General features: G+C 69.1%; 24 protein-coding genes. 15 read left to right on the forward strand and 9 right to left on the reverse strand.

Annotation, left to right across the window (positions count from 1 at the left end):
- The first annotated feature begins 48 nt into the window (after positions 1 to 48).
- The 3 genes from ASC61_RS05610 (at position 49) to ASC61_RS05620 (ending at position 3309) form a co-directional block, all read left to right on the forward strand.
- Positions 49 to 1008 carry a Zn-ribbon domain-containing OB-fold protein gene (locus ASC61_RS05610; protein ID WP_056210317.1) on the forward strand — a complete coding sequence of 320 codons (960 nt, stop codon included), beginning with the start codon at positions 49 to 51 and terminating at the stop codon, positions 1006 to 1008.
- A gap of 82 nt (positions 1009 to 1090) precedes the next feature.
- On the forward strand, positions 1091 to 2146 hold the full coding sequence (locus ASC61_RS05615) for a thiolase domain-containing protein (protein ID WP_056210318.1): 1056 nt from the start codon (positions 1091 to 1093) through the stop codon (positions 2144 to 2146).
- On the forward strand, positions 2143 to 3309 hold the full coding sequence (locus ASC61_RS05620) for a thiolase domain-containing protein (RefSeq protein WP_056210321.1): 1167 nt from the start codon (positions 2143 to 2145) through the stop codon (positions 3307 to 3309). The genes ASC61_RS05615 and ASC61_RS05620 overlap by 4 nt, the downstream gene beginning before the upstream one ends.
- Positions 3310 to 3388: 79 nt before the next feature.
- Here the strand turns inward: ASC61_RS05620 and ASC61_RS05625 are convergent, their stop codons facing one another.
- Entirely contained in the window at positions 3389 to 4633 is a 1245-nt protein-coding gene (locus tag ASC61_RS05625; protein ID WP_056210323.1) for a cytochrome P450, read from the reverse strand.
- 102 nt (positions 4634 to 4735) lie between these two features.
- On the opposite strand from ASC61_RS05625, the gene ASC61_RS05630 reads away from it, so the two are divergent.
- From ASC61_RS05630 to ASC61_RS05640, 3 genes are read left to right on the forward strand one after another with little or no spacing between them, the layout of a single operon-like run.
- Positions 4736 to 5899, forward strand: coding sequence for a steroid 3-ketoacyl-CoA thiolase (locus ASC61_RS05630; RefSeq protein ID WP_056210324.1), 1164 nt, complete (start codon positions 4736 to 4738; stop codon positions 5897 to 5899).
- 14 nt (positions 5900 to 5913) lie between these two features.
- Positions 5914 to 7533: a GMC family oxidoreductase gene (locus tag ASC61_RS05635; protein ID WP_056210327.1), complete on the forward strand. Its 1620-nt coding sequence runs from the start codon at positions 5914 to 5916 to the stop codon at positions 7531 to 7533.
- Complete coding sequence (locus tag ASC61_RS05640; RefSeq protein ID WP_056210330.1) at positions 7530 to 9086, forward strand: succinic semialdehyde dehydrogenase; 1557 nt, start codon at positions 7530 to 7532, stop codon at positions 9084 to 9086. Before ASC61_RS05635 ends, ASC61_RS05640 begins: the two co-directional genes overlap by 4 nt.
- Here the strand turns inward: ASC61_RS05640 and ASC61_RS05645 are convergent.
- Genes ASC61_RS05645 through ASC61_RS05660 form a run of 4 tightly spaced genes read right to left on the reverse strand, consistent with a single transcriptional unit; the run spans position 9083 to position 12541 of the window.
- Entirely contained in the window at positions 9083 to 9544 is a 462-nt protein-coding gene (locus tag ASC61_RS05645; RefSeq protein WP_056210332.1) for an SRPBCC domain-containing protein, read from the reverse strand. The two genes, ASC61_RS05640 and ASC61_RS05645, sit on opposite strands and share 4 nt — an antisense overlap.
- Entirely contained in the window at positions 9541 to 10317 is a 777-nt protein-coding gene (locus ASC61_RS05650) for an SDR family oxidoreductase (protein ID WP_056210334.1), read from the reverse strand. Before ASC61_RS05650 ends, ASC61_RS05645 begins: the two co-directional genes overlap by 4 nt.
- Positions 10314 to 11468 carry a sulfotransferase family protein gene (locus ASC61_RS05655; RefSeq protein ID WP_056210335.1) on the reverse strand — a complete coding sequence of 385 codons (1155 nt, stop codon included), beginning with the start codon at positions 11466 to 11468 and terminating at the stop codon, positions 10314 to 10316. The genes ASC61_RS05650 and ASC61_RS05655 overlap by 4 nt, the downstream gene beginning before the upstream one ends.
- Positions 11465 to 12541: a DUF1214 domain-containing protein gene (locus ASC61_RS05660; RefSeq protein ID WP_056210337.1), complete on the reverse strand. Its 1077-nt coding sequence runs from the start codon at positions 12539 to 12541 to the stop codon at positions 11465 to 11467. Before ASC61_RS05660 ends, ASC61_RS05655 begins: the two co-directional genes overlap by 4 nt.
- Before the next feature lie 80 nt (positions 12542 to 12621).
- On the opposite strand from ASC61_RS05660, the gene ASC61_RS05665 reads away from it, so the two are divergent.
- From ASC61_RS05665 to ASC61_RS05685, 5 genes are read left to right on the forward strand one after another with little or no spacing between them, the layout of a single operon-like run.
- On the forward strand, positions 12622 to 13407 hold the full coding sequence (locus ASC61_RS05665; protein WP_200935397.1) for an SDR family NAD(P)-dependent oxidoreductase: 786 nt from the start codon (positions 12622 to 12624) through the stop codon (positions 13405 to 13407).
- Positions 13408 to 13466: 59 nt separating this feature from the next.
- A complete protein-coding gene (locus ASC61_RS05670; RefSeq protein WP_056210339.1) occupies positions 13467 to 14558 on the forward strand; it encodes an NAD(P)H-dependent amine dehydrogenase family protein in 1092 nt (363 codons plus the stop codon).
- Entirely contained in the window at positions 14555 to 15040 is a 486-nt protein-coding gene (locus ASC61_RS05675) for a carboxymuconolactone decarboxylase family protein (protein WP_056210341.1), read from the forward strand. The genes ASC61_RS05670 and ASC61_RS05675 overlap by 4 nt, the downstream gene beginning before the upstream one ends.
- Entirely contained in the window at positions 15037 to 16113 is a 1077-nt protein-coding gene (locus ASC61_RS05680) for an NAD(P)H-dependent amine dehydrogenase family protein (protein WP_056210343.1), read from the forward strand. Before ASC61_RS05675 ends, ASC61_RS05680 begins: the two co-directional genes overlap by 4 nt.
- Positions 16110 to 16865, forward strand: coding sequence for an SDR family NAD(P)-dependent oxidoreductase (locus ASC61_RS05685; RefSeq protein WP_056210345.1), 756 nt, complete (start codon positions 16110 to 16112; stop codon positions 16863 to 16865). Before ASC61_RS05680 ends, ASC61_RS05685 begins: the two co-directional genes overlap by 4 nt.
- Before the next feature lie 104 nt (positions 16866 to 16969).
- On the opposite strand, the gene ASC61_RS05690 is transcribed toward ASC61_RS05685, so the two are convergent.
- The 4 genes from ASC61_RS05690 to ASC61_RS05705 all read right to left on the reverse strand — a co-directional run bounded on the left by ASC61_RS05690 (position 16970) and on the right by ASC61_RS05705 (position 20600).
- Entirely contained in the window at positions 16970 to 18355 is a 1386-nt protein-coding gene (locus tag ASC61_RS05690; RefSeq protein WP_056210347.1) for an LCP family protein, read from the reverse strand.
- 113 nt (positions 18356 to 18468) lie between these two features.
- A complete protein-coding gene (locus ASC61_RS05695) occupies positions 18469 to 18939 on the reverse strand; it encodes a nitroreductase family deazaflavin-dependent oxidoreductase (RefSeq protein WP_056210349.1) in 471 nt (156 codons plus the stop codon).
- 9 nt (positions 18940 to 18948) lie between these two features.
- A complete protein-coding gene (locus tag ASC61_RS05700; RefSeq protein WP_056210351.1) occupies positions 18949 to 19833 on the reverse strand; it encodes an SDR family oxidoreductase in 885 nt (294 codons plus the stop codon).
- Positions 19830 to 20600 (reverse strand): SDR family oxidoreductase, encoded by a 771-nt coding sequence (locus ASC61_RS05705; protein ID WP_056210353.1) that lies wholly within the window; start codon positions 20598 to 20600, stop codon positions 19830 to 19832. Before ASC61_RS05705 ends, ASC61_RS05700 begins: the two co-directional genes overlap by 4 nt.
- A 37-nt stretch (positions 20601 to 20637) precedes the next feature.
- On the opposite strand from ASC61_RS05705, the gene ASC61_RS05710 reads away from it, so the two are divergent.
- The 4 genes from ASC61_RS05710 to ASC61_RS05725 are packed head-to-tail and all read left to right on the forward strand — an operon-like array spanning position 20638 to position 24108.
- Complete coding sequence (locus ASC61_RS05710; protein ID WP_056210354.1) at positions 20638 to 21420, forward strand: enoyl-CoA hydratase family protein; 783 nt, start codon at positions 20638 to 20640, stop codon at positions 21418 to 21420.
- Positions 21417 to 22289, forward strand: a complete 873-nt coding sequence (locus ASC61_RS05715) for a CoA transferase subunit A (RefSeq protein WP_082530487.1) — start codon at positions 21417 to 21419, stop codon at positions 22287 to 22289. Before ASC61_RS05710 ends, ASC61_RS05715 begins: the two co-directional genes overlap by 4 nt.
- Positions 22286 to 23047, forward strand: a complete 762-nt coding sequence (locus ASC61_RS05720) for a CoA-transferase subunit beta (protein ID WP_056210356.1) — start codon at positions 22286 to 22288, stop codon at positions 23045 to 23047. Before ASC61_RS05715 ends, ASC61_RS05720 begins: the two co-directional genes overlap by 4 nt.
- Positions 23044 to 24108 carry an NAD(P)H-dependent flavin oxidoreductase gene (locus ASC61_RS05725; RefSeq protein WP_056210358.1) on the forward strand — a complete coding sequence of 355 codons (1065 nt, stop codon included), beginning with the start codon at positions 23044 to 23046 and terminating at the stop codon, positions 24106 to 24108. The genes ASC61_RS05720 and ASC61_RS05725 overlap by 4 nt, the downstream gene beginning before the upstream one ends.
- Positions 24109 to 24143: the final 35 nt, after the last annotated feature.

Raw genomic sequence — 24143 nt, forward strand, 5'->3', positions numbered from 1 at the left:
AGGAATGTCCACTTGCCGCCAAAACTAGAACATGTTTCACTTTGGTCCATGACGGAAGCCGGGACCCTGCACGCGCCCATGAAGGTCGAGTTCGACTACACCCGGTCCCTCGGACCCACGCTCTCTGAGTTCATGACCGGCCTCAAGCGCCGGCAGATCCTCGGGGGCGTGCTGTCCGACGGGACCATCGCCGTACCTCCCCCGGAGTTCGACGCCGAGACGTACGAGCCGATCACCGAGATGGTGCCGGTGCAGGACGAGGGCGTCGTGCAGACCTGGGCCTGGGTGCCCGAGCCCGTGCCTGGGCAGCCCCTCGACCGGCCGTTCGCGTTCGCCCACATCCTGCTCGACGGCGCCGACCGCCCGCTGCTCCACGCGGTCGCCGTCGACTCGGCGGACCAGATCGAGACCGGCCTGCGCGTGCGTGCCGTGTGGGCCGACGAGCCGGTCGGCGCGATCACCGATGTTCGCTGGTTCGAGCCCGCGGGCGATGCCGCAGCGACGACGCCCGGCCAGGAGGGTGGCGAGGCGGTCACCGGCATCATCTCGCCGGTGCACCTCGCGTACGACTTCGCCGCGTCGCCTGAGGAGTCGAAGTTCTTCCGCGGCCTCGCCGAGGGCAAGATCCTCGGTCAGCGGTGCCCGACGTGCGGCAAGGTGTACGTCCCGCCGCGCGGTGCGTGCCCCGTCGACGGGGTGCCGACGACGACCGAGGTCGAGGTGCCGGACACCGGCATCGTCACGACGTTCTGCATCGTCAACGTGCCGTTCCTCGGCCAGAAGATCACGCCGCCGTACGTCTCGGCCTACATGCTGCTCGACGGCGCGGACATCGCGTTCCTCCACCTCCTGCTCGGCGTCGATCCTGCGGACGTGCGCATGGGCATGCGGGTCAAGGCGGTCTGGAAGCCGCGCGACGAGTGGGGCACGACGATCGAGAACATCAGCCACTTCGAGCCGACCGGGGAACCGGACGCCGACTTCGAGACATACAAGGTGCACCTGTGAGAGAGCGTCAGCGAACGAACCATGAGGCAGGGTTCCTGCCGACACGTCCGTACCGTGCCCTTCCCACGGAGGTGTCGGCAGGATGAGGGACGTTGCAGTCGTAGGTTTTGCCCAGCGGCAGATGAAGGAGTTCGACGGGTCTCCCACCTGCGTCGAGCTGCTCGTGCCGATCTTCGCCGAGCTGTTCGAGCAGACCGGCTGGACCAAGTCCGACATCGGGTTCTGGTGCTCGGGGTCGAGCGACTACCTCGCCGGGCGGTCGTTCTCGTTCGTCTCGGCCGTCGACGCGATCGGCGCGCTGCCTCCGGTCATGGAGTCACACGTCGAGATGGACGCCGCGTGGGCGCTCTACGAGGCCTGGGTCAAGATCCAGACCGGCCTCGTCGACACTGCCCTGGTCTACGGCTTCGGCAAGTCCAGCGCCGGCCAGCTGCGGCGCATCATGTCGCTGCAGATGGACCCCTACACGGTCACGCCACTCTGGGCCGACGCCGTCTCGATCGCCGCGATGCAGGCGCGGTCAGGGCTCCAAGGTGGAGCTTGGGACGAGGAGCAGATGGCCGCGGTCGTCGCGCGATCGATGAGCGACGCCACTGACAATGAGCACGCCATACGAGCCAAGGCCACGTCGGTCGAGGACGTGCTGGCCCAGCCCGTGTACGCCGATCCGCTCCGCCGCTGGGACTGCGCGCCAGTCTCCGACGGTGCTGCGGCGATCGTCATCTCGGCTGCGGACGCTCCCGCATTCGACCGGCTCAAGAGCCCAGCCGCCTGGATCACCGGAATCGAGCACCGCATCGAGCCCGGCGCACTGAGCAACCGTGACCTCACGGTGTCGACGAGCACCGCATCGGCTGGAGCCGCCGTCGGTGTCGACGGCGTCGACCTCGCTGAGCTGCACGCTCCGTTCTCGCACCAGGAGCTGATCCTCGGCTCGGCCCTCGGCCTCGGCGACGACGTACGGATCAACCCGTCCGGCGGCGCCCTGACCGCCAACCCGATGTTCACCGCCGGGCTCAACCGGATCGGCGAGGCCGCTCGACAGATCTGGGCCGGCTCGTCGCAGCGTGCCCTCGCACACGCCACCTCAGGACCCGCCCTGCAACAGAATCTCGTGATGACGATGGAGGCACGATGAGCACGCTCGCCGCAGTGGTCGGTGTCGGCCAGACCCACCACCGGGCCAAGCGCGGTGACGTGTCGATGGCCGGCCTCCTGCGAGAGGCGGTCGACCGCGCCCTCGCCGACGCCGAGCTGACGTTCGCCGACATCGACGCGATCGTCATCGGCAAGGCGCCCGACCTGTTCGAGGGCGTCATGATGCCCGAGCTCTATCTCGCCGAGGCTCTCGGCGCGGCCGGCAAGCCTTTGCTCCGCGTGCACACCGCCGGCTCGGTCGGCGGGTCGACCGCGATCGTCGCGGCATCGCTCGTCGAGGCCGGCATCCACGAACGCGTGCTCACGGTCGCGTTCGAGAAGCAGTCGGAGTCCAACGCCATGTGGGCGCTGTCGATCGCGGTGCCGTTCATCATGCCGGTGCACGCCGGCGCCGGCGGCTACTTCGCGCCCCACGTGCGGTCGTACATCCGACGGTCCGGCGCACCCACGCACATCGGTGCGATCGTCGCGGCCAAGGATCGGCAGAACGCACTCAAGAACCCCTTCGCCCACCTGCAGAACCCCGACACCACCGTCGAGTCCGTCATGGCGTCGCAGATGCTGTGGGACCCGATCCGCTACGACGAGACGTGCCCGTCGTCCGACGGCGCGTGCGCGCTGGTGATCGCGTCTGAGTCGGCTGTGGAGCGTTCTGGCATCAAGAACCCGGCGTGGATCCACGGCACCCAGATGCGCAGCGAGCCCACGACCGCGGCCGAGCGCGACCAGGTCAACCCGCACGCCGGCCGCGAAGCTGCCGCTGCGTTGTGGAAGCAGGCCGGCATCACCTCACCGATCGACGAGATCGACTGCGCCGAGATCTATGTGCCGTTCTCGTGGTTCGAGCCGATGTGGCTGGAGAACCTCGGCTTCACCGAGCAGGGCGGCGGGTGGAAGCTCACCGAGGCGGGAGAGACCGCCATCGGCGGTCGCATCCCGGTCAACATGAGCGGCGGCGTGCTGTCGTCCAACCCGATCGGCGCCAGCGGCATGCTGCGCTTCGGCGAGGCAGCGCTGCAGGTCATGGGCGAGGCCGGCGAGCATCAGGTCGACGGCGCCCGCAAGGCCCTCGGCCACGCGTACGGCGGTGGCTCCCAGTTCTTCGCGATGTGGGTCGTCGGAGCCGACAAGCCGAGTCATTAGGGGCGCCACGCCGCGATTTGGCCCGGGATCCACCACCTGACACTGGTCTGGTGGTGGTTCTCGGGCCAAATCGTGGGGGTCAGACGTACTGGACCGGGAGCTCCTTGATGCCGTTGATCCAGCCGTGGCGGAGGCGCTTGGCCTCGCCGAGCTGCTTGATGTCGGGCAGCCGGTCGGCGAGCGTGTTGAACATGATCTCGACCTCGAGGCGGGCCAGGTTGGCGCCGATGCAGTAGTGCGCGCCGTGGCCGCCGAACGACAGGTGCGGGTTGGGGCTGCGGGTGATGTCGAACGTGTTGGGGTCGGTGAAGACCTCTTCGTCGTGGTTGGCGCTGGCGTAGTAGAGGCCGACACGCTCGCCCTTCTTGACCTCGACGTCGCCGACCATCACGTCGTTGATCGCGGTGCGCTGGAACGTCGTCACCGGGGTGGCCCAGCGGATGACCTCGTCGACCATGGTCGAGGGGCGCTCCGCCTTCCACAGCTCCCACTGGTCGGGGTGCTGGAAGAACGCGTTCATGCCGTGCGTGATCGCGTTGCGGGTGGTCTCGTTGCCGGCGACCGCCAGCATGATGACGAAGTAGCCGAACTCGTCCTCGCCGAGCTGGCCGTGGCCGTCGACGTCGGCGGTGATGAGCTTGGTGATGATGTCGTCCTGAGGGTTCTTGCGACGCTCCTCGGCGAGGCCCATGGCGTAGACCAGGATCTCGGCAGCGGCCTCGTCCGGGTTGCCCACGAAGTCCGGGTCGTCGAACGACATCATCGTGTTGGACCAGTCGAAGAGCTTGCCGCGATCCTCCTGCGGTACGCCCATCAGGTCGGCGATCGCCTGGAGCGGCAGCTCCGAGGCGACCTCGTTGACGAAGTCGCCGGAACCCTTGGCGATGGCCTCGTCGACGATGTTGTTGGCGCGCTGCACGAGGACGTCGTGCTGCGCGTTGATCGAGCGGGGCGTGAAGCCGCGGCTGATGATCTGGCGGATCTTGGTGTGGTCCGGCGGATCCTGGTTGATCAGCATGATGCCCTGCAGCTCGACCTGCTCGCGGGTCATGTCCGGCGCGAACCGGATGATCGCGCCGTTCTCCTGGCTCGAGAAGTCCTTGCTGTTCTTGGAGACGGCAGCGACGTCAGCGTGCTTGCTGATCGCCCAGAAGCCCTCGCCGTTGAACCCGGCGCGGGACTCCGGGGTCTGCTCGACCCACCACACCGGGGCCGTACGCCTCAGCTCCGCGAACTCGTCGAGCGGCACACCCGTCTGGCACAGGTCAGGGTCGGTGGGGTCGAAACCGGCGGGAATGGCGGGGGCAGCGGGCGACGCGGTCACATGGGCTCCTAGATTTCTATAACACGTTCTAGTTCATCCTGACATGACTTGCGGCGATTCGGAAGGCTTGTGCAAGACGAGAACGTGTTCTAGTTTTACCCCATGGGTACCCCCGTGATCGTCGATGCTGTCCGCACGCCCTTGGGCAAGAAGAACGGTGTGCTGGCCGGCGTCCACCCCGCCGTGCTGCTGGGCATGACGCAGTCCGAGGTCATCTCGCGCGCCGGCATCGACGCCGAGCTCGTCGAGCAGGTCATCGGTGGCTGCGTGACGCAGGCCGGGGAACAGTCCAACAACATGGTGCGCCGCGCATGGATGCACGCCGGCCTCCCCAACGCCACCGCCTCCACCGCGATCGACGCCCAGTGCTCGTCGGCGCAGCAGGCGACGCACCTCGTCCACGCCATGATCGGTGCCGGGCTGATCAAGGCCGGCATCGCGTGCGGCGTCGAGTCGATGTCGCGCGTACCCCTCGGTGCCAACGTCCCGGAAGGCACGGGCTCACCCCGCCCCGACGGCTGGTCGATCGACCTGCCCAACCAGTTCGAGGGCGCCGACCGCATCGTCCGCGATCGTGGGTTCTCCCGGGCCGAGGTAGACGCGTTCGGGCTCTGGTCGCAGGAGAAGGCCGCCGCGGCGCGCGACGAGGGCCGGTTCGCCCGCGAGATCTTCGCGATCAAGGCACCGGTGCTCGGCGAGGACGGCCAGGACACCGGCGACACCCAGCTCGTCGACACTGACCAGGGCATCCGCGAGACCTCGCTCGAACGCCTTGCCGGCCTGAGGCCCGTGCTGCCGGACGGCACGCACACGGCCGGCACCTCCTCGCAGATCTCCGACGGCGCCTCGGCGCTGCTCCTCATGGACTCCGACCTCGCCGCATCGCTCGGCCTCAAGCCCCGCGCCCGCATCGTGACCTCGTGCCTCGTCGGCGCCGACCCCTACTACCACCTCGACGGACCCGTGCAGGCGACCGAGAAGCTCCTCGCCGACACCGGTATGTCGATCGGTGACATCGACCTCTGCGAGGTCAACGAGGCGTTCGCCGGCGTCGTGATGTCGTGGGCCAAGGTGCACGCCGTGCCCGAGGACAAGATCAACGTCAACGGCGGCGCCATCGCGCTCGGCCACCCCGTCGGCTCGACCGGCACTCGCCTGCTGACCACCGCGCTGCACGAGCTCGAGCGCCGCGACGCCACCACCGCCCTGATCTCGATGTGCGCCGGCGGCGCACAGGCGTCAGGCACCATCATCGAACGCATCTGACCAGAAGGACTGCCATGACCGACAAGAACATCCTGCGCGACGAGGCCGACTACGTCGTCGTGGGCGCCGGCAGCGCAGGCTCCGCCGTCGCGTCCCGACTCGCCGCCTCAGGCGCCTCGGTCATCCTCCTCGAGGCGGGCAAGAAGGACTCGGCGTTCCTCGTCACGAAGCCCGGCATGATCGGACCGATGCACGCGGTCCCCCAGCTCAAGAAGACCGTCGACTGGGGCTACTACACGACGCCGCAGGAGCACCTCAACGGCCGCAAGCTGCCGCAGCCGCGCGGCAAGGTCGTCGGCGGTTCCAGCTCGATCAACGGCCTCCTCTGGGTGCGCGGGCACCGCGCCAACTACGACTCCTGGGCAGCCGAGGGCAACACCGGCTGGGACGCCGACTCGGTCAACGCGGCATACAAGCGCGTCGAGGACTTCGAGGACGGTGCCAACGACTACCGCGGCGCCGGCGGACCGATCAAGGTCTCGCGGCACACCCAGCCGACCGAGGCGTCGCTGCAGTTCCAGCAGGCGGCCGCGGACACGCTGGGCGTCAAGATCCTCAAGGACTACAACGCCGCCGAGCAGGAGGGCGTGAGCACGTTCCAGCAGAGCGCCGGGGGTGGCAAGCGCTACTCCTCTTCGCGCGGCTACATCACCGAGGCGGACCGTCCGACCCTCAGCGTGCAGCCTGAGATCACGGTGCAGCGCGTCGTGATCGAGAACGGGCGGGCCACGGGCGTCGAGGTCGTGGACAAGCGCGGCAGGACCCGCACGGTGCGCGCCGGCAAGGAGGTCATCCTCTCGGCCGGCGTGTTCGGCTCGGCACAGCTGCTGATGCTCTCGGGCGTCGGCCCGGCGGGCCACCTCGCCGAGCACGGCATCGAGGTCAAGGCCGACCTGCCCGTCGGCGACAACCTCCACGACCACATGTTCGTGCCGACGACCTGGGTCATGCCCAACGCGCTCCACCGCGGCAAGGCGTCCTACTTCGCACGCGGTCTCGCCAAGGAGCTCACCCGCGGCGGCTCGTTCCTCGAGAACTCCGTGTTCGAGACGGTGGCGTTCGTCCGTACGTCCTTGGCGACCGACGTGCCCGACCTGCAGATCCACGTGCTCCCGTGGGCGTACCCGTCGCCGAACCAGGACGCACCGATCCGTCACCAGGTCGACACCCGTGCCGCGCTGACCGTGATGTCGACGCTCATCTATCCGCGCAGTCGCGGCACGGTGCGGCTCGCGTCGAACGACCCGAGCGCAGCTCCGCTCATCGACATGAACTACCTTGCCGAGGCCGGCGACCGGCAGGTGCTCCTCGAGGGCGTCGAGATGATCCGCGAGATCATGAAGTCGGCGGCCTTCGGCGACAACGTGAAGTCCGAGCTGCACCCGGGCGTCAAGCTCGACGCCGCCGCGATGAAGACCGAGGTGCTCAACCGCGCCACCAGCGTCTATCACGGCGTGGGCACGTGCCGCATGGGCGTCGACGAGCGCGCTGTCGTCGGTCCGGACCTCAAGGTCCGCGGCATCGACGGCCTGCGCGTCGCCGACGCCTCGATCATGCCGTCGATCATCGGCGGCAACACCAACGCACCGTCGATCATGATCGGCGACCAGGCTGCGGAGCTGATCCTGCGATGACCACGCGACCTGCCAGCCTGACTCCGGAGTTCCTCGACGGCCTCGTCCAGCGCGTACCCGGCACGACCGGCAACACGTGGAAGCTGACCGAGGTCTACACCGGCGACCTGCTCGTCGAGCTGCCGCAGTCGTCGCCGGCCGACATCGAGCAGGCCTTCGACGCCGCCCGTGCGGCCCAGCAGGTCTGGGGCTCGTGGTCGCTGCGCAAGCGCCTCAAGGTGCTCAAGAAGTTCCACGCGCTCGTGCTCGACAACCAGTACCTCATCACCGACCTCATCCAGGCCGAGAGCGGCAAGAACCGGCGCATGGCGTTCGAGGAGTCCTGCGACGTGCCGATGGGCACGAGCCACTACATCAAGCGTGCGCCGTCGGTGCTCAAGGACCGCAAGCACGCCGGTCCGATCCCGGTGCTGTCGCACTCGACCGAGGTGCGGCGGCCCAAGGGCGTCGTCGCGATCATCGCGCCGTGGAACTTCCCGTTCGCCACCGGCATCTCCGACACGATCCCGGCCCTGATCGCCGGCAACGGTGTCGTGGTCAAGCCCGACAACAAGACCGCGCTGTCGCCCCTGCTCGGCGTACGACTCCTGGAGCAGGCCGGCATGCCCAAGGGCCTCGTCCAGGTCATCTGCGGCGAAGGCCCCGACGTCGGTGGGCCCATGCTGTCGAACGCCGACTACGTCATGTTCACCGGCTCGACCGCCACCGGCCGGATCATCGGTGAGCTCGCCGGCAAGCACCTCATCGGCGCGTGCCTCGAGCTCGGCGGCAAGAACCCCATGCTGGTCCTCGAGGACGCCAACGTCGACGAGGCCGTGCACGCAGCACTGTTCGGCGGGTTCGGCAACTCCGGCCAGATCTGCATGCACATCGAGCGGTTGTATGTGCACGACTCGATCTACGACGAGTTCCGCGACAAGTTCGTCGCCGCCACCGAGGCGATGCAGATCGGCGCCACGTACGACTTCGGCCCCGACATCGGCTCGCTCGTCTCGGTCGACCATCGCGACCGCGTCGCCTCCCACGTCGACGACGCCCGCGCCAAGGGCGCGACAGTGCTGACCGGCGGCAAGGCGCGACCCGACCTCGGCCCGGCGTTCTACGAGCCGACGATCCTCGAAGGCGTCACCAAGGCCATGCTGGCCGGCTCGACCGAGACGTTCGGCCCGGTCGTCGGGCTCTACCGCTTCTCGACCGAGGACGAGGCGATCGCCCTCGCCAACGACACCGACTACGGCCTCAACGCCAGCGTCTGGAGCAAGGACGTCAAGCGCGGCCTCGCGGTCGCCCGTCGCATCGACTCGGGCAACGTCAACGTCAACGACATCCTCGCCACGGCGTACGCCTCGAAGGGCTCACCGTCGGGTGGTCTCAAGCAGTCCGGCGTCGGCGCCCGTCATGGCGACCAGGGACTGCTCAAGTACACCGACGCGCAGAACATCGCGCTGCTCAAGAAGCAGGTCATGGAGCCGAAGGCCGGCCAGTCGTACGAGGCGTATGCGAAGCAGACCCAGTCCGGCCTGCGGTGGATGCGCAAGACGCGCCTCCGCTAGGTCGTACGGAGCAGCGCCTCGGCTCGGGCCTTCAGGGCGTACGCGACGGAGTCGAAGCCGGCGCGGACCCACTCGCCGTTGAGCTCCATGACCAGGCCCGCGTGCTCGCCGCTCAGGGTGTCGGTCGTCCAGTAGGAGCAGCGATCGTCGCCGAGGGCGTTGATCCACTGGTCGCGGATGGCGTGGATGCCCTCCATCTCGTCGCCAGTGTCATAGCGCAGGTGGTGCGGCGGGTCGACGATGCGGATGAACTCGCGGTTGACGAACGTCCCCTCGGACCCGTCGGGGTTGTTGAGCGTCAGGTCGATCCGGTCGTCGAGCTCGAGGCTCGTCTCGACCGCGATCGTGTACGGATTCCACTCCGGATAACGCGGATAGTCGACCAGCACGTCCCAGACGAACGCCGCCGGTGCCTCGATCTCGACGGTCACCGACGTGATCACGAACGGGGCTGTCATGCCGGCATGTACTCGCCGCCGTTGACGTCGAGCACCGCACCGGTGACCTCCGAGGCCAGGTCGGAGAGCAGGTAGAGGATCGCTCCGGCACACGCCTCGTCGGTCGGGATCCGGCCCAGGGGGTTGCGCGACGCGATGTCGTCGTAGACCTCCTGCTCCGTGATGCCCTTCTCCTCCGCGGTCATCGTCAGGTAGAACCGCACGCCGGGACCGTCGAGCCAGCCCATGATCGCCTGGTTGACCCGGATGCCCTTCTCACCGAGCTCCAGCGCCATGTACTGGGACGCGCAGCCCATCGCTGCCTTCGCCATCGCGTACCCGCCCTCGCCACGCATCGGGACACGTGTGGACATCGTGCCCACGTTGACGATCGAGCCTCCGCCCGTCATGTGCGGGACGACAGCGCGGCTCATGCCCAGCGATCCGTAGAGGATGATGTCCATCGCCCGGCGCAGCGCCTTGTCGGGGGTGTCCAGCAGGTCGGTGAAGCCGGGGTGCCCGTACGCGCTGTTGACCAGGCCGGTGACCTTGCCGTAGCGCTCGACAGCGGTCGCCACGACGCGTTCGACGTCCTCCTCCTTGCGCACGTCGCACTGCACGGCGACGGCGTCGCCGCCTGCGGCGATGATCTCCTTGACGACCTGGCCGGTGACCCCGTCGGACCGCGCGGCGAGCACGACCTTGGCACCCTCGGCCGCGGCACGGGCCGACAGCTTGGCCCCCAACCCGGCGCCGACACCGGACACGATGACGACCTCGTCCTTGAGGATCATGACGCCAGCTCCTTCTCATAGAACGCGAAGTCCTGCTCGAGCCCGGCCTCGGTGAGTCCGAAGTCCTCGGCGGTGTACGTGTGCGAGCCGTGCCGCTGCTCCTGGTTGCGCTCCATGTACGCCTCCAGCGCCTCGCGGTCCGCCGGCAGCCCGAGCTCGCCCATGACCTTGGTCGCGGTGCCCACCGGGTCCGAGACGGTGTCCTGGAACGTGACGTCGACGAACCGATCAGGCCGGGCGGCGCGCACCACGGCGTACTCCTGCAGCGCCGTGACGAATCGGTCGCGCCAGTAGGGTCCGACCGCCTTCGGGTCGACGTCGTTGCTGTACTGCGACGAGATCGCGCCGACCATCGAGGCGTACGAGGGCACGGCCTTGGTCGGCGAGCGGTGCGTCATGACTATCTTGCAGCCGGGGAACGTGTCGAGCACCGTGTCGACCGCGGTGAGGTGGTGCGGCGACTTGAGGATCCACGGCTTGCCATCGCGGTGGGGGCTCTGCCACTGGAGGACCTGCAGCCATTCCTTGAGGTCGCGATAGGCCGGCGCCTGGTCGAACTCGCGCAGCCAGAGGCCGTACGTCGGGACCCAGTAGAACGAGTCGTAGCTCATCGACGTGAACGTGCGGTCGAGCAGGATGACGTCCTCCTCTGGGCCGTCCCACTCGATCGTGTGGATGTCACCGAAGTCGGGTGCCATCTCCAGGAACATCTCGTAGCGGTCACGCGCCTTCTTCTTGCGCAGCTCCGCATCGGGGCTCTCGCCGGGAAACGGCAGCGGGTACGACGTCTCCCACGACAGCGTCGAGGTGACCTCCGGCGACGAGGCGAGCAGACGGTGTAGCAGCGTCGATCCCGTGCGCGGCAGGCCGCAGATCTCCGCAGCGACCACGACCTCCTCGTCGAGGATCTCGGGGTGCTCGGCCTGCAGCTGCTTGAGCCGCAGGCGGTCGGCCAACGACGCGACGAGGCGGCGGCGGGTCAGGTCGAGGCCGAGCTCCGACAGCTTGGCCTCGTCGGCGAGCGCGTGCGTCAGCACCGAGAGCGGCTCGACGAACCAGTCGTCGCCGTAGTCGCTGAGGCCGGTCTTGTCGCGGGCCGCGGCGAGCAGCCCGTCGATGTCGAGCGCGCGGGCGGTCTCGGCGGTCGTCATGGTGCCTCCAGGTCGATGACCTTGCATTCAGGCAAGGGGTGGTGGTCAGCGCCCAGCCAGCGCAGCAACGCCGTGCCACTCGTGTGGCCGCAGGTGTCGATCCAGTTGCCCCAGCCCGGGTCCTTGTCGGCGACGACGATCGTCAGGCGGCCGTCGTCGAGCACCGCGGTGTGCTTGTTGATCGTGATCTTGCGCTCGTGGTCGAGCGACTCCATCCACCAGTTGTCGAGCTGGAAGTTCCAGTAGGGGCAGTCCGGCACCTCGGTCTCGATGACCCAGGCCTGTCCAGGCTGGAGCGTCCAGTAGCCGTGCAGGTAGAAGATCTCGGGATCGCCGCCGGCCTTCTGGAACATCTCCTGGCCGAAGTCCGGCATCTCGTTGGGCCGGGTCATGAACATCTCGGTCCAGCTCGCGAACAGTGCGGCGGTGCCGTGCAGCGAGAACGCGGCCGTGGCGAGCGCCTTGGCCAGGTGCGCCGGGTCGAGCTCCTTGCGCTCGATCGGGTCACCGATCCGTTCGATGTGCCACTGGCCGGGGACCTCGGTCCTACGGTCGAGGTACGTCTGCCGCACCACGAGCCCCGTCGAGTCCGGTGCGAGCGGCAGCCAGTTCTTGTCGTGCGGTGTGGCGCTGGCGATGATCTCGACGGTGCCGTCGGACTCCACCACGAGGTCGCGGTCGGAGATCTCTCCGGTCGAGGCCATCGTGCCGTCGATCGCGTAGCGGTTGGCCTTGGAGCCGATGCTGAAGTAGGCGATCGAGCCGCGGGTGCCGGTGATCCGGTACGTCCGGTCGCCGCGGATGTTGGCCGACAGGTAGACGTTGTCGGGGTTGTCAGCGCCGAGCTTGACCCGGTCGAGCTCGTGCAGCCTCGGGAAGTCGGGGTCGGCGTTCTCGACGGTCGTGTAGAGCATCTCCCGCAGCAGGCGGGTCAGGTAGCGATAGCCCTCGGCCCGGTCGAGGGGTGTGTCAGGCGCGGTGTCGCGCAGGATGACCTCGCCCGCCTGCTCCAGCGCACGGCAGAAGTCGGTCCATGCCTGCCCAGAGGACACGTCTGCAGCCCCGTCCGTCATGCCACCTCCCGGTGAAATCTAGAACACGTTCTACCAGTTTCGCACACATCGGACAACCGGTCGGTAGAGTTCGGCACCTCATGAGTGACGACCTTTCGACCGACTTCGCCGGGCTGACCGGTGCCGCGCTCGTGGTCGGCGGCAGTGGCGGCCTGGGCGCCGAGATCGCACGGCTGCTGGCCGCTCGTGGCAGCGATGTCGCGGTGACCTACCGCGGCAATGCCGGGGCCGGCAGCGCGGTCGCCGACGCCGCGGCCGCCCTCGGCGTACGGTCGTCGGCACACGCGCTCGACGTCACGTCAGCCGAGGACTCAGCAGCACTGCTGGCCGAGATCGCTCGGACGTACGGCGGGCTGCACACGCTCGTGCACGCTGCGGGCCCGCACGTGCCGATGGTGCACCTGTCGCGGGTGTCGCCGGCGGACCTCGCCGAGCAGCTGCGGCAGGACACCGTCGGCTTCTTCAACCTCGCCCACCCGGCGCTGCCGCTCCTGCGGGAGACGAAGGGCTCGATCGTCGCCGTCACGACGGCGGCGACCGCACGGTTCCCCGTACGCGACGGGCTCTCGTCCGCTCCCAAGGGCGCCGTCGAGCAGCTCGTACGCGGACTCGCCGCCGAGGAGGGCCGCTTCGGGGTCCGGGTCAACGCCGTGGGCCCGGGCATGCTCACCGACGGCATGGCCGCCCGGCTCATCGAGTCCGGCGAGCTCGACGACGAGGCCCTCGAGATCACCCGCGGCAACATCCCGCTGCGACGCTTCGGCAACGCCGCCGACATCGCCGAGACGGTGTGCTTCCTGGCTTCGGCCCGGGCCGGGTTCATCACCGGGCAGAAGCTCGACGTCGACGGCGGCTACACCGTCTGAGGGCGTCAGCCGTTCACTGACGGCTTCTCAAAAACTGGAACACGTTCTAGATTGACCCCATGACCGTACCGATTCGCACCGCCGTGTGGGGCACCGGCAACGTCGGCCGCGCAGCGATCCGCGCCGTCGACGCCCACCCCGGTCTCGAGCTGGCCGCCGTGATCGTCCACGATCCCGCCAAGGTGGGCCGCGACGCGGGCGACCTGTCGGACCTCGACCGTACGCTCGGCGTCGCCGCGACCGACGACATCGAGGGCACGCTCGGCGCCATCGACGCCCTCGTCTATGCCGCCTCCGGCGAGATCCGGCCCGACGAGGCGCTCGCCGACATCACCCGCGCGATCGGACTCGGCATCGTCGTGGTGACGCCGTCGCTCTATGGCATGTACGACCCCGACTCGGCGCCTCCGGAGCTCCGCGACCCGGTGCACGCCGCGATCGCCGCCGGCGGTGGCTCGCTGTTCGTGTCCGGCATCGACCCGGGCTGGGGCAACGACATCCTCCCGGTGCTGATCAGCGGTCTCGCGTCGACGATCGACCAGATCCGCTGCCAGGAGATCTTCGACTACACGACGTACGACCAGCAGGACTCCGTGCGCTACCTCATCGGCATGGGCCAGCCGATGGAGGAAGAGCCGCCGATGGTGGCGCCGACGATCCCGACCATGGTGTGGGGCGGCCAGGTGCGGCTCATCGCCAGGGCGCTCGGGGTCGAGATCGACGAGATCACCGAGCACGTCGAGCGCCGTGAGCTCGACGAGACCGTCGAGAACGCCGCGATGGGGACGTTCGAGAAGGGCACCCAGGGCGCGCTGCGCTTCGAGGTGCAGGGCATCGTCGACGGCGAGGCACGCATCGTCGTCGAGCACGTCACCCGCATCCACCCCTCATGCGCGCCGGACTGGCCGTCGCCGCCCGACGGAGGCGACGGCGTGCACCGCGTCGTCATCGAGGGGCGCCCGCGTATCGAGGTCAACATCGAGGCGACCGACGAGGGCGGCAACCGCGCCGCCGGCGGCAACGCCACCGCGGTGGGTCGCCTCGTCAACGCGATCCCGTGGCTCGTCGCCGCCGAACCCGGACTCTACGACGCCCTCCAGGTCCCCCTGACGCCCGGCGTCGGCAAGCTCTCGAGATTGGCCATCGCATGATCATCGACGTGCCCGAGGGCAAGGACCCGATCAACTACGTCTGGGGCGAGATCGTCCCCGGGATCGGCGGTGCCGCGGCGACGCTGGCGCTCAAGGTCTACTCCGACTCGACGCTCGGGCTCCGCGAGTTCGAGGCCGCCCGGCTGCGCATCGCGCAGATCAACGGCTGCCTGTTCTGCCAGGACTGGCGCACCGAGCGCGACGGCGAGAAGGTCGAGGACTCCTTCGACGAGGCGGTGCAGAACTGGCGCACGACCGACGCGTTCGACGCACGTACGCGCTTGGCGGCGGAGTACGCCGAGCTCTACGCCTCCGACCACCACAGCATCGACGACGCGTTCTGGAAGCGGATGCTGACCGAGTACGACCAGCGCGAGATCGTCGAGCTCAGCATGTGCCTCGGCTCCTGGCTGTCGTTCGGCCGGCTCAACCGCGTGCTCGGGCTCGACACCGCCTGCGTCCTGCCGTCGCACGTCGTATGACGACCCGCGTCGCGGTCTGGTCGACCGGCACCCTCGGGCGGCACGCGATCGCCGGCATCGATCGCAACCCCGACCTCGAGCTGGTCGGCGTCTGGGTCAGCGACCCGGCCAAGGACGGTCGCGATGCCGGTGACCTCGCGGGTTTCGGCCGCGACCTCGGGGTCGTCGCCAGCACGGACCGCGACGTCGTCCTGGCGGCGAAGCCCGACTGCATCGTCCATTGCGCCATGACCGACGACCGGGTGGTCGAGGCGTACGAGGACCTGGTCGGCTTCCTCGAGGCGGGCGTCAACGTGGTCAGCAGCGGGCCGGTGATCCTGCTGTTCCCGAGCCCCGCGCTGCCCGAGTCGTTCTGGCAGCGGATCGAGGACGCCGGTCGTCGCGGCGGGGCCAGCCTGCACGTCAACGGCATCGACCCCGGCTGGGCCAACGACGTCTTGCCGCTGCAGTTCCTCTCGTTGAGCCAGCGCATCGACCAGGTGCGCGTCATGGAGATCGCGGACTACTCGACGTACGACCAGGCAGTGTCGATGGGCGACATCTTCGGCTTCGGTGCCCCGCTCGACGAGGTGGCGCCGCTGTGGCAGCCCGGCATCCTGTCGATGGCGTGGGGGCCGGTCGTGCGCCAGATGGCTGCCGCACTCGGTGTCACCCTCGACGAGCCGCTCGTCGAGACCGTGGACCGGCGGCCGGCCGAGAGCGACCTGTCGACGGTGTGCGTCGACATCAAGGCGGGGACCATGGCGGCGGTGCGGTTCGAGGTGATCGGCATGGTCGACGGCGAGCCGCGGATCGTGCTGGAGCACGTGACACGTACGCACCCCGACCAGCTGCCCGAGTGGCCCACGCCGTCGAGCGGCGACGGCTCCTACCGCCTCGAGATCACGGGAGAGCCGATGATGACCGTCGAGTTCACGCACCACGGAGAGCACGGGGACCACAACGTCAGCGGCATGATCATCACGGCGCAGCGCCTCGTGAACGCCGTGCCCGCTGTCGTGGCGGCGGCGCCCGGCCTCGTCACCGCGCTCGATCTGCCGCTCGTCACCGGCCGAGGGTTGGTCACCTCATGACCGGCGCGTTCGACGGGCGGAGCGTCCTCGTCACCGGGGCGTCCTCCGGGCTCGGCGCCGCAGCCGTACGGCGGTTCGCGGCCGGCGGCGGTCTCGTCCACGCCGCGTCGCGGGACCAGGCGAAGCTCGCCGAGGTCGCCGAGTCCTGCGCCCACCTGCCCGGCGAGGTCCGGTTCATTCACCTCGACGTCGCCTCCCCGAGCTCGTGCCGGGACGCCGTCACTGCGGCTGTCGACGCGTACGGACGGCTGGACGTGCTGGTCAACAACGCCGGCCGTCACGACTTCCGCCGAACCGCGGACGTCACCGAGGACGAGTGGGACCACGACATCGCGCTCAACCTGAGCGGCGCGTTCCACCTCAGCCAGGCCGCGATCCCGCACCTGCTGGAGACCGGCGGCAACATCGTCAACGTCGCCTCGGTGGCCGGCGTCATGGGCGAGGCGTACTCCGCCGCGTATACGGCAGCCAAGCACGGCATCGTCGGGCTCACGAAGGCACTCGCCGTCGAGTACCTCGACTCTCCGCTGCGGGTCAACTGCGTCTGTCCCGGGGGCATGGACACCCCGCAGGCACAGACCATCAGCGTCCCCGACGGCGCGGACTGGGACCTGATCATGCGCGTCGCCGCCAAGCGCGGGCTGATGAGCGCCGACAGCGTCGCGGCCGTCGTCGTGTTCCTGGCCTCAGACGACGCGGCGTCGGTGCACGGCAGCATCCAGATGGTCGACCACGGCCATCTCGCCGGCTGACCTCACCCTGAGCGGTGACCTGCTCGCCCATCAGCCCGCGGAGCGGTGACCTGCTCGCCCATCAGGCACCGTGAAAGGCGACCCATCCACCGCCCCAGGGGCTGTCAGGTGCAGAGCGAGCCGCTGGCGGTGCGGGTCGTCGCCTTGATCGCGTCGGGGGTGACCGGGTCGAAGCCGGCCGAGACCCGGTCGGCCCCCACGATCAGCCAGACGCCGGTCATGCCGCTCGGCTGCTCGACGATCTCGGCCTTGAAGCCGAACTTCTTGTCGAGCGCCTTGGCGGTCTTGAGCGCCTCGGGGGTGGTGTCGACGAAGATGCGCGTCGTGGCCGAGGTCTTCTGCGCCGTCTCGACGCCGGAGACCACATAGCCCTCCTTGACCAGAGCGGCCTGTGCCGACGAGGCAAGGCCCTGGGTGCCGGCGGCGTTGAGAACCTTGACCGGAGTCTTCGGCGTCGTGCTCTGGGCGTCCTCGCTCTCGACGGGGACCTCACGATCCTTGGCGATCGACGCGAAGATCACGTCGGCGTCAGCAGTCTTGACGACGCGATTGGGGTCGCTCGGCGCCGTGCCGTTGGGCATCGTGACGAACCGGATCTTGGAGTTCGGCACGGCCCTGGCGCGCTTGGCGAGCCCCGTGAGCTTGGAGATCGACGAGATGCCCTTGTCGACCGTGATCGACGAGGTGAGGGCGTTGAGGAACTTGAACAGCCGGTCGGGGCGGGTCAGCACCCCCGCGCTCCGGGCGCGGCTGATGATCGACGACATGACGACCTGCTGGTGACCGAGCCGGCCGATGTCGCTGCCGTCGCCGACGGCGTGGCGCGTACGGGCCAGGGCCAGGGAGTTCTTGCCGTTGATGTGCTGCTTGCCGGCCGGGAGGTTGAGCTTGGCATCGGGGTCGACCATGGGCTTGTCGAGACACACGTCGATGCCGCCGAGGGCATTGACCATCGAGGCGAAGCCGTCGAAGTCCAGCTGCACGAAGTGGTCGATGTGGACGTTGCTGAGGGCCTCGACCGCGCGCACGGAGCACGCCGGGCCGCCGGCCAGCGCTGAGTTGATCATCAGGTTGGCGCCGCCGGGGAAGGCTCCGCTGCCGGTGTCCTTGCAGGCGGGCAGCGTCGTGAGGGTGTCGCGCGGGATCTGGACCGCCTCGACTCGCTTGTTGTCCTTGGCGAAGTGCACCAGCATCAGCGCGTCGCTGCGCTGCCCGGCTTCATTGCCGTAGCCCTTCGACTTGAGCTGGCGGGAGTCCGAGCCGATGAACAGGATGTTGGTCGCACCCTTGGGGGTGTCGTCCTTGACCACGTGGTCGTTCTTGTCCAGCGCCGCCGACGCGATGTTGCCGTTGAGCTTCCAGAACGCCGCGGCCCCGCCGATGCCGATCACCAGCGCGAACACGCCGACGCCGATCACGAGCCGTCGCCAGATCCGCTTCGGGCGGCGTACGTCGCGCCGGGGCGTGGGTGGCGTGGCAGTGCTCGTCACGGACGGATCTCCTGCAGGTCGGGGGCCGATCGCGGATCGGCAGAACTACCTAGAATAGGAGGCAGACCTGAGAGAACCGTGTGAAACCGGCGTGACGCTCCCCACCTCGTACGTCAACGTCTGGGTGTGAGGCGGAACAGCTTGATCTGCCGGTCGGTCCGCTTCTCGTACATCAGGAAGTTGGGCCACGTCTCGACCATGAGCGACCAGGCCGCGGCACGCTCGTCACCCTCGAGCCGGCGTACGAGCATGGGCGTCTCTCGCCTGCGGAACAAGACCGTGACCTCGGGCGTCGCCTCGACGTTCTTGACCCAGATGGGCTCCTTGGCGCCGCCGAAGTTGGAGCCGGCGATCAGGATGTCCTGGCCGTCGGGCACGCACAGCAACGGCATGCTGCGTGGGATCCCGCTCTTGCGGCCGCGCACCGTCAGCACGAGGTTGGGCAGTCCGGCGAGGTCGAGCAGCGTCAGCCGTCCACGGGTCACCCGCCGGATCAGGTTGTCCACCCACATGATCTGCCGGAGGTAGCGCGGCAGCCACGGGATGGAGCCGATCTTGACCGCGAGCGGAGTGAGCAGTCCCATGCCCGAAGACTACGGCGCAACTCCGTAGACCGGCTCGGGAACGGCACCCTCCGCGATGAGCTCGCGCAGCGCGGAACCGACTTCTGCGGTCTCCCAGCGGCGGCCGGCATCGCGGCGGGGGCCATGCGTCCAGCCCTCCTCCAGGCAGATCTGGCCGCCCTCGATCTCGATGACCCGGCCCGTCACATCGCCGGCCTCGACCGACGCGAGCCAGGCCACGACCGGTGAGTTGTCCTCGGGCTCGGGCATCGCCGAGGTGTCGAACGCACCCTCGGTCATCCGGGTCCGGGCGACCGGAGCGATCGCGTTGACCGTCACGCCGTAGCGGCCCATCTCGGCGGCGGCGACCAGCGTCATGCCGGCGATGCCGGCCTTGGCCGCGGAGTACGTCGTCTGGCCGATCGAGCCCTGCAGGCCTGCGCCGGACGACGTGTTGATGACACGGGCTGCCCGCGTACGCCCTTCCTTGGACTCGCTCCGCCAGTACGCACCTGCGTGCCGGAGTGGCGCGAAGTGGCCCTTGAGGTGCACCCGGATGACGGCGTCCCACTCCTCCTCCGAGGTGTTGACGAGCATGCGGTCGCGGACGAAGCCGGCGTTGTTGACGAGGATGTCGAGGCCGCCGAACGTGTCGATCGCCTGCTGCACCATGGCCTCGGCCTGGCCGAAGTCGGCGACATCGGCACCGTTCGCCACGGCCTCCCCGCCGAGCGCCTTGATCTCGGACACGACGGCCTCGGCGGGCGACTCGGCGTCGGTCTCCCCTGCCAGCGAGACGCCGAAGTCGTTGACGACGACCTTGGCGCCCTGCCGCGCCAGCTCGAGCGCGTGCGCCCGGCCGATGCCGCGGCCGGCGCCGGTGACGATCGCAATGCGGCCTTCGAGAAGGGTCATGAGTGCTGCTCCTTGGTGACGACGTGCAGGAAGACGGGTGGCTCTCCGCCGCCGTGACAGGCGAGGGTGGCTCCGGAGACGTACGACGCGAGGTCGGAGGCGAGGAACGCGACGACGCGCCCCACCTCCTCCGGCTCGGCCATGCGCCCGAGCGGGATCGTCGCCTCGACCGCGGCAACCGTCGCGTCGTCGCCGTAGTGGTCGCTGGTCTGCTCGGTGCGGCACAGGCCGACGTCGATGCTGTTGACCCGCACGCGGGGACCCCACTCGACGGCGAGCGTCCTGGTCAGCGAGTCGACTCCGGCCTTGGCTGCGCCGTACGACGCCGTGCCGGGCGAGGGCCGCAGCGCCGAGACCGACGAGATGTTGACGATGGCGCCGCCGTCGGGCTGCTGCTGCATCACGGCGTTGGCCGCCTTGGACACCGTCAGGACCGCTGACAGGTTGAGGCCGAGGATCTTGTCGTCGAGCCGCGAGCTCGAGTCAGCCGCGAGGGCGTACGGCGCCCCGCCGGCGTTGTTGACGAGCACATCGAGGCGACCGTGACTCTCGACGATGCCGGCGACCATGGCCTCGACCGCCTCGGGATCGCGTACGTCGCAGGTCAGGTGCTCGGTGCCGGAGGCCGGATCGTCGACCGGTGACCGGCCGCAGGTGACCACCGTGGCGCCCGCCTCGACCAGCACGGCAGCGATGCCGCGACCGATCCCACGCGAGCCGCCGGTGACCAGCGCCACGCGTCCGGAGAGGTCCAGGGCCAGAGTCATGCTGACAGGCTACCAAGCAAATGTTAGGTTGGCAGCCATGACCATACGTTCTGAGCTCCGCGACGACGGGATCCGCGTCGTCACGATGGACCAACCTCCGGTCAACGCGCTCACGGTCCAAGGCTGGTTCGACCTGGCCAAGGCTCTCGACGAGGCCGGCACGGACCGCGCCACGAAGGTCGTCGTGCTCCGTGCCGACGGCAAGGGGTTCAACGCCGGCGTCGACATCAAGGAGATGCAGAACACCACAGGCTTCGATGCCCTGATCGGCGCCAACAAGGGCTGCTTCGCGGCGTTCAAGGCCGTGTACGAGTGCGCCGTGCCGGTCATCGCCGCGGTGCACGGGTTCTGCCTCGGCGGCGGCGTCGGCTTGGTCGGCAACTCCGACGTCGTGGTCGCCAGCGACGACGCGTACCTCGGCGTGCCCGAGGTCAACCAGGGCGCCCTCGGCGCGGCCACGCATCTCGCCCGGCTCGTGCCGCAGCACCTGATGCGCACCCTCTACTTCACCGCTCGCACGATCCCGGCGGCCGACCTGGTGCAGCACGGGTCGGTGTACGCCGTCGTGCCGCGCGGCGAGCTCGACGACCTGGCGCTCAGCCTCGCCGCCGAGATCGCCGCCAAGGACACCCGCGTCATCCGCGCCGCCAAGGAGGCGCTCAACGGCATCGACCCGGTCGACGTCAACACCAGCTATCGCTTCGAGCAAGGATTCACGATGGAGCTCAACCTGATGGGCGTGAGCGACGAGCTCCGCGACGACTTCGCCGGGACGGCGAAAAGTCAGCAGAGTGCCGGGACCGACAAGGCCCAGAAGTGAGAGCGCCCTCGAAGGAGCTGACGATCGACGAGGTCCTCGGCCGCATCGAGAGCGGCATGACCGTCGGGATCGGCGGCTGGGGCTCGCGCCGCAAGCCCATGGCGCTGGTCCGTGCGATCCTGCGCAGCGACCTCACCGACCTGCACATCGTGTCGTACGCCGGGCCGGACGTCGGGCTGCTGCTCGCGGGCGGCAAGGCCAGCAAGGTGACATACGCGTTCGCGACCCTCGACTCGATCCCGCTCGAGCCGCTGTTCAGCCAGGCTCGGGTCGAGCGTGCCGCCGAGTTCCGCGAGTGGGACGAGGGGATGTTCCAGACCGGCCTGCGCGCTGCCGCCCAGCGGGTGTCGTTCCTGCCGATGCGCGCCGGGCTCGGCTCCGCCGTGCTCGAGAACGACCCCGACCTGCACACGGTGCGCTCGCCGTACGACGACCAGGAGGAGCTCGTCGCCGTACCGGCGCTCAACCTCGACGTCGCGCTGGTGCACATGAACCGCGCCGACGAGCTCGGCAACGGGCAGTACCTCGGCCCGGACCCCTACTTCGACGACCTGTTCTGCATGGCCGCCCGCGAGGCGTACGTGTCGACGGAGCAGATCATCGACACCGCGGGCCTGACCGTCGACGCGTCCCTGCAGAGCCTGCTGCTCAACCGCACGATGGTGACCGGTGTCGTCGAGACACCGAACGGCGCACACTTCACCGACTGCACCCCGACGTACGGGCGCGACGAGAAGTTCCAGAAGGCGTACGCCACGGCGGCGAAGACGCCCGAGGACTGGGCCGCCTTCCACGAACGATTCCTGTCCGGCGACGAGGCGGCCTATCAAGCCGCCGTCACCGCGTTCCGAGAGGAGGCCCAGGCATGAGCGATGTGACCCGCTCGGAGTACTGCGCCGTCGCGATCGCCGACTGCTTCGCCGACGACGGCGAGATCATGGGCAGCCCGATGGGGCTGCTGCCGACCCTGGGCGCACGGCTCGCGAAGAACACGACGAACCCGGCGCTGATGCTGACCGACGGCGAGGCCCGGATCCTGCGGGGCACGCCGCCCCTCGGCCAGTCCGGCGACGTCACCGAGGGCTGGATGCCGTTCCGCCTCGTGCTCGAGTCCGTCGTCCCGTACGGCAAGCGGCACGTCATGATGGGCGCGACCCAGATCGACCGCCACGGCAACCAGAACATCTCGGCGATCGGTCCGTGGGAGCAGCCGACGCGGCAGCTGCTGGGCGTACGCGGCGCACCGGGCAACACCGTCAACAACCGCACGTCCTACTGGGTGCCCAAGCACTCCGCCCGCGTCGTCGTCGAGCAGGTCGACATCGTGTCGGGCATCGGCCGCGCACGGGCCGAGGCGGCAGGCCCTGCGGCGACGAAGTTCCACGACGTGCACCGCCTCGTCACCAACCTCGGCGTGTTCGACTTCGGCGGTCCGGGGCACACGATGCGGTTCGTCTCGGTGCACCCGGGCGTGACCGTCGACGAGGTACGCGAGGCCAGTGGCTGCGAGATCCACGCCGACGGTGACGTACCGGAGACGCGTACGCCGACCGACGGCGAGCTGGTGCTGATCCGCGAGCTGCTCGACCCCACGAAGCTCCGCGAGCGGGAAGTGCCGTCCTCGTGATCGACCAGCTCCTGTCGACGCCGCTCACCCAGCTGACGGGCGTACGCCATCCGGTCGTGCAGACCGGGATGGGCTGGGTCGCCGGTCCGAGCCTGGTCAGCGGCACCGCCAACGCCGGCGGGCTCGGCATCCTCGCGTCGGCCACGATGACGCTGCCCGAGCTCGAGCAGGCGATCATCGAGGTCAAGGAGCGCACCGACCAGCCGTTCGGCGTCAACCTGCGCGCCGACGCCGCCGATGCGCCGGCGCGGTGCGAGCTGCTCATCGCCCACGGCGTCAAGGTCGCGTCGTTCGCACTCGCGCCCAAGCCCGAGCTGATCGCCACGCTCAAGGAGCACGACATCGTCGTCATCCCCAGCGTCGGGCTGCCCAAACACGCGGTCAAGGTCGCCTCGTGGGGCGCCGACGCGGTGATGATCCAGGGCGGCGAGGGCGGCGGGCACACGGGCTCGGTGCCGACCACGCTGCTGCTGCCGACCGTGCTCGACGCCGTCGACATCCCCGTCATCGCCGCCGGTGGCTTCTTCGACGGCCGTGGGCTCGCGGCCGCCTTGTCGTACGGCGCCGCCGGCGTCGGCATGGGCACCAGGTTTCTCCTGACCGCCGACAGCCGGGTGCCGGATGCGGTCAAGCAGCGCTACCTCGCAGCGGGACTCGACGACACCGTCGTCACCAAGAAGGTCGACGGCATGCCGCACCGCATGCTCCGCACCGACCTCGTCGAGCAGGTCGAGGGCGGGGCCGGCATCCGCCGCCTCGTGCCGACCGCTCGACGCACGCTGGAGTTCAAGCGCATGGCGGGGATGACCTGGAAGCAGCTCGCGGTCGACGGTCGCGCGATGCGCAAGGAGCAGGGCCGTACGCTCGGCCAGCTCGCCCTCGCCGTGAACACCCCGATGATGCTCAAGGCCGGACTCGTCGAGGGCGATGCGACCGCCGGCGTCCTCGCCTCCGGTCAGGTCGTCGGCGTCATCGACGACCTGCCGACCTGTGAGGAGCTCGTCGACCGGATCGTCACCGAGGCCGCGGCCGCCCTGAAGCGGGCCGGCTCGTACCTCTGAGCCAGCAGATTCGTTGATCCCGTCACCACGCGCTC

The sequence above is a fragment of the Aeromicrobium sp. Root344 genome, from assembly GCF_001425755.1.
GTDB lineage: Bacteria > Actinomycetota > Actinomycetes > Propionibacteriales > Nocardioidaceae > Aeromicrobium.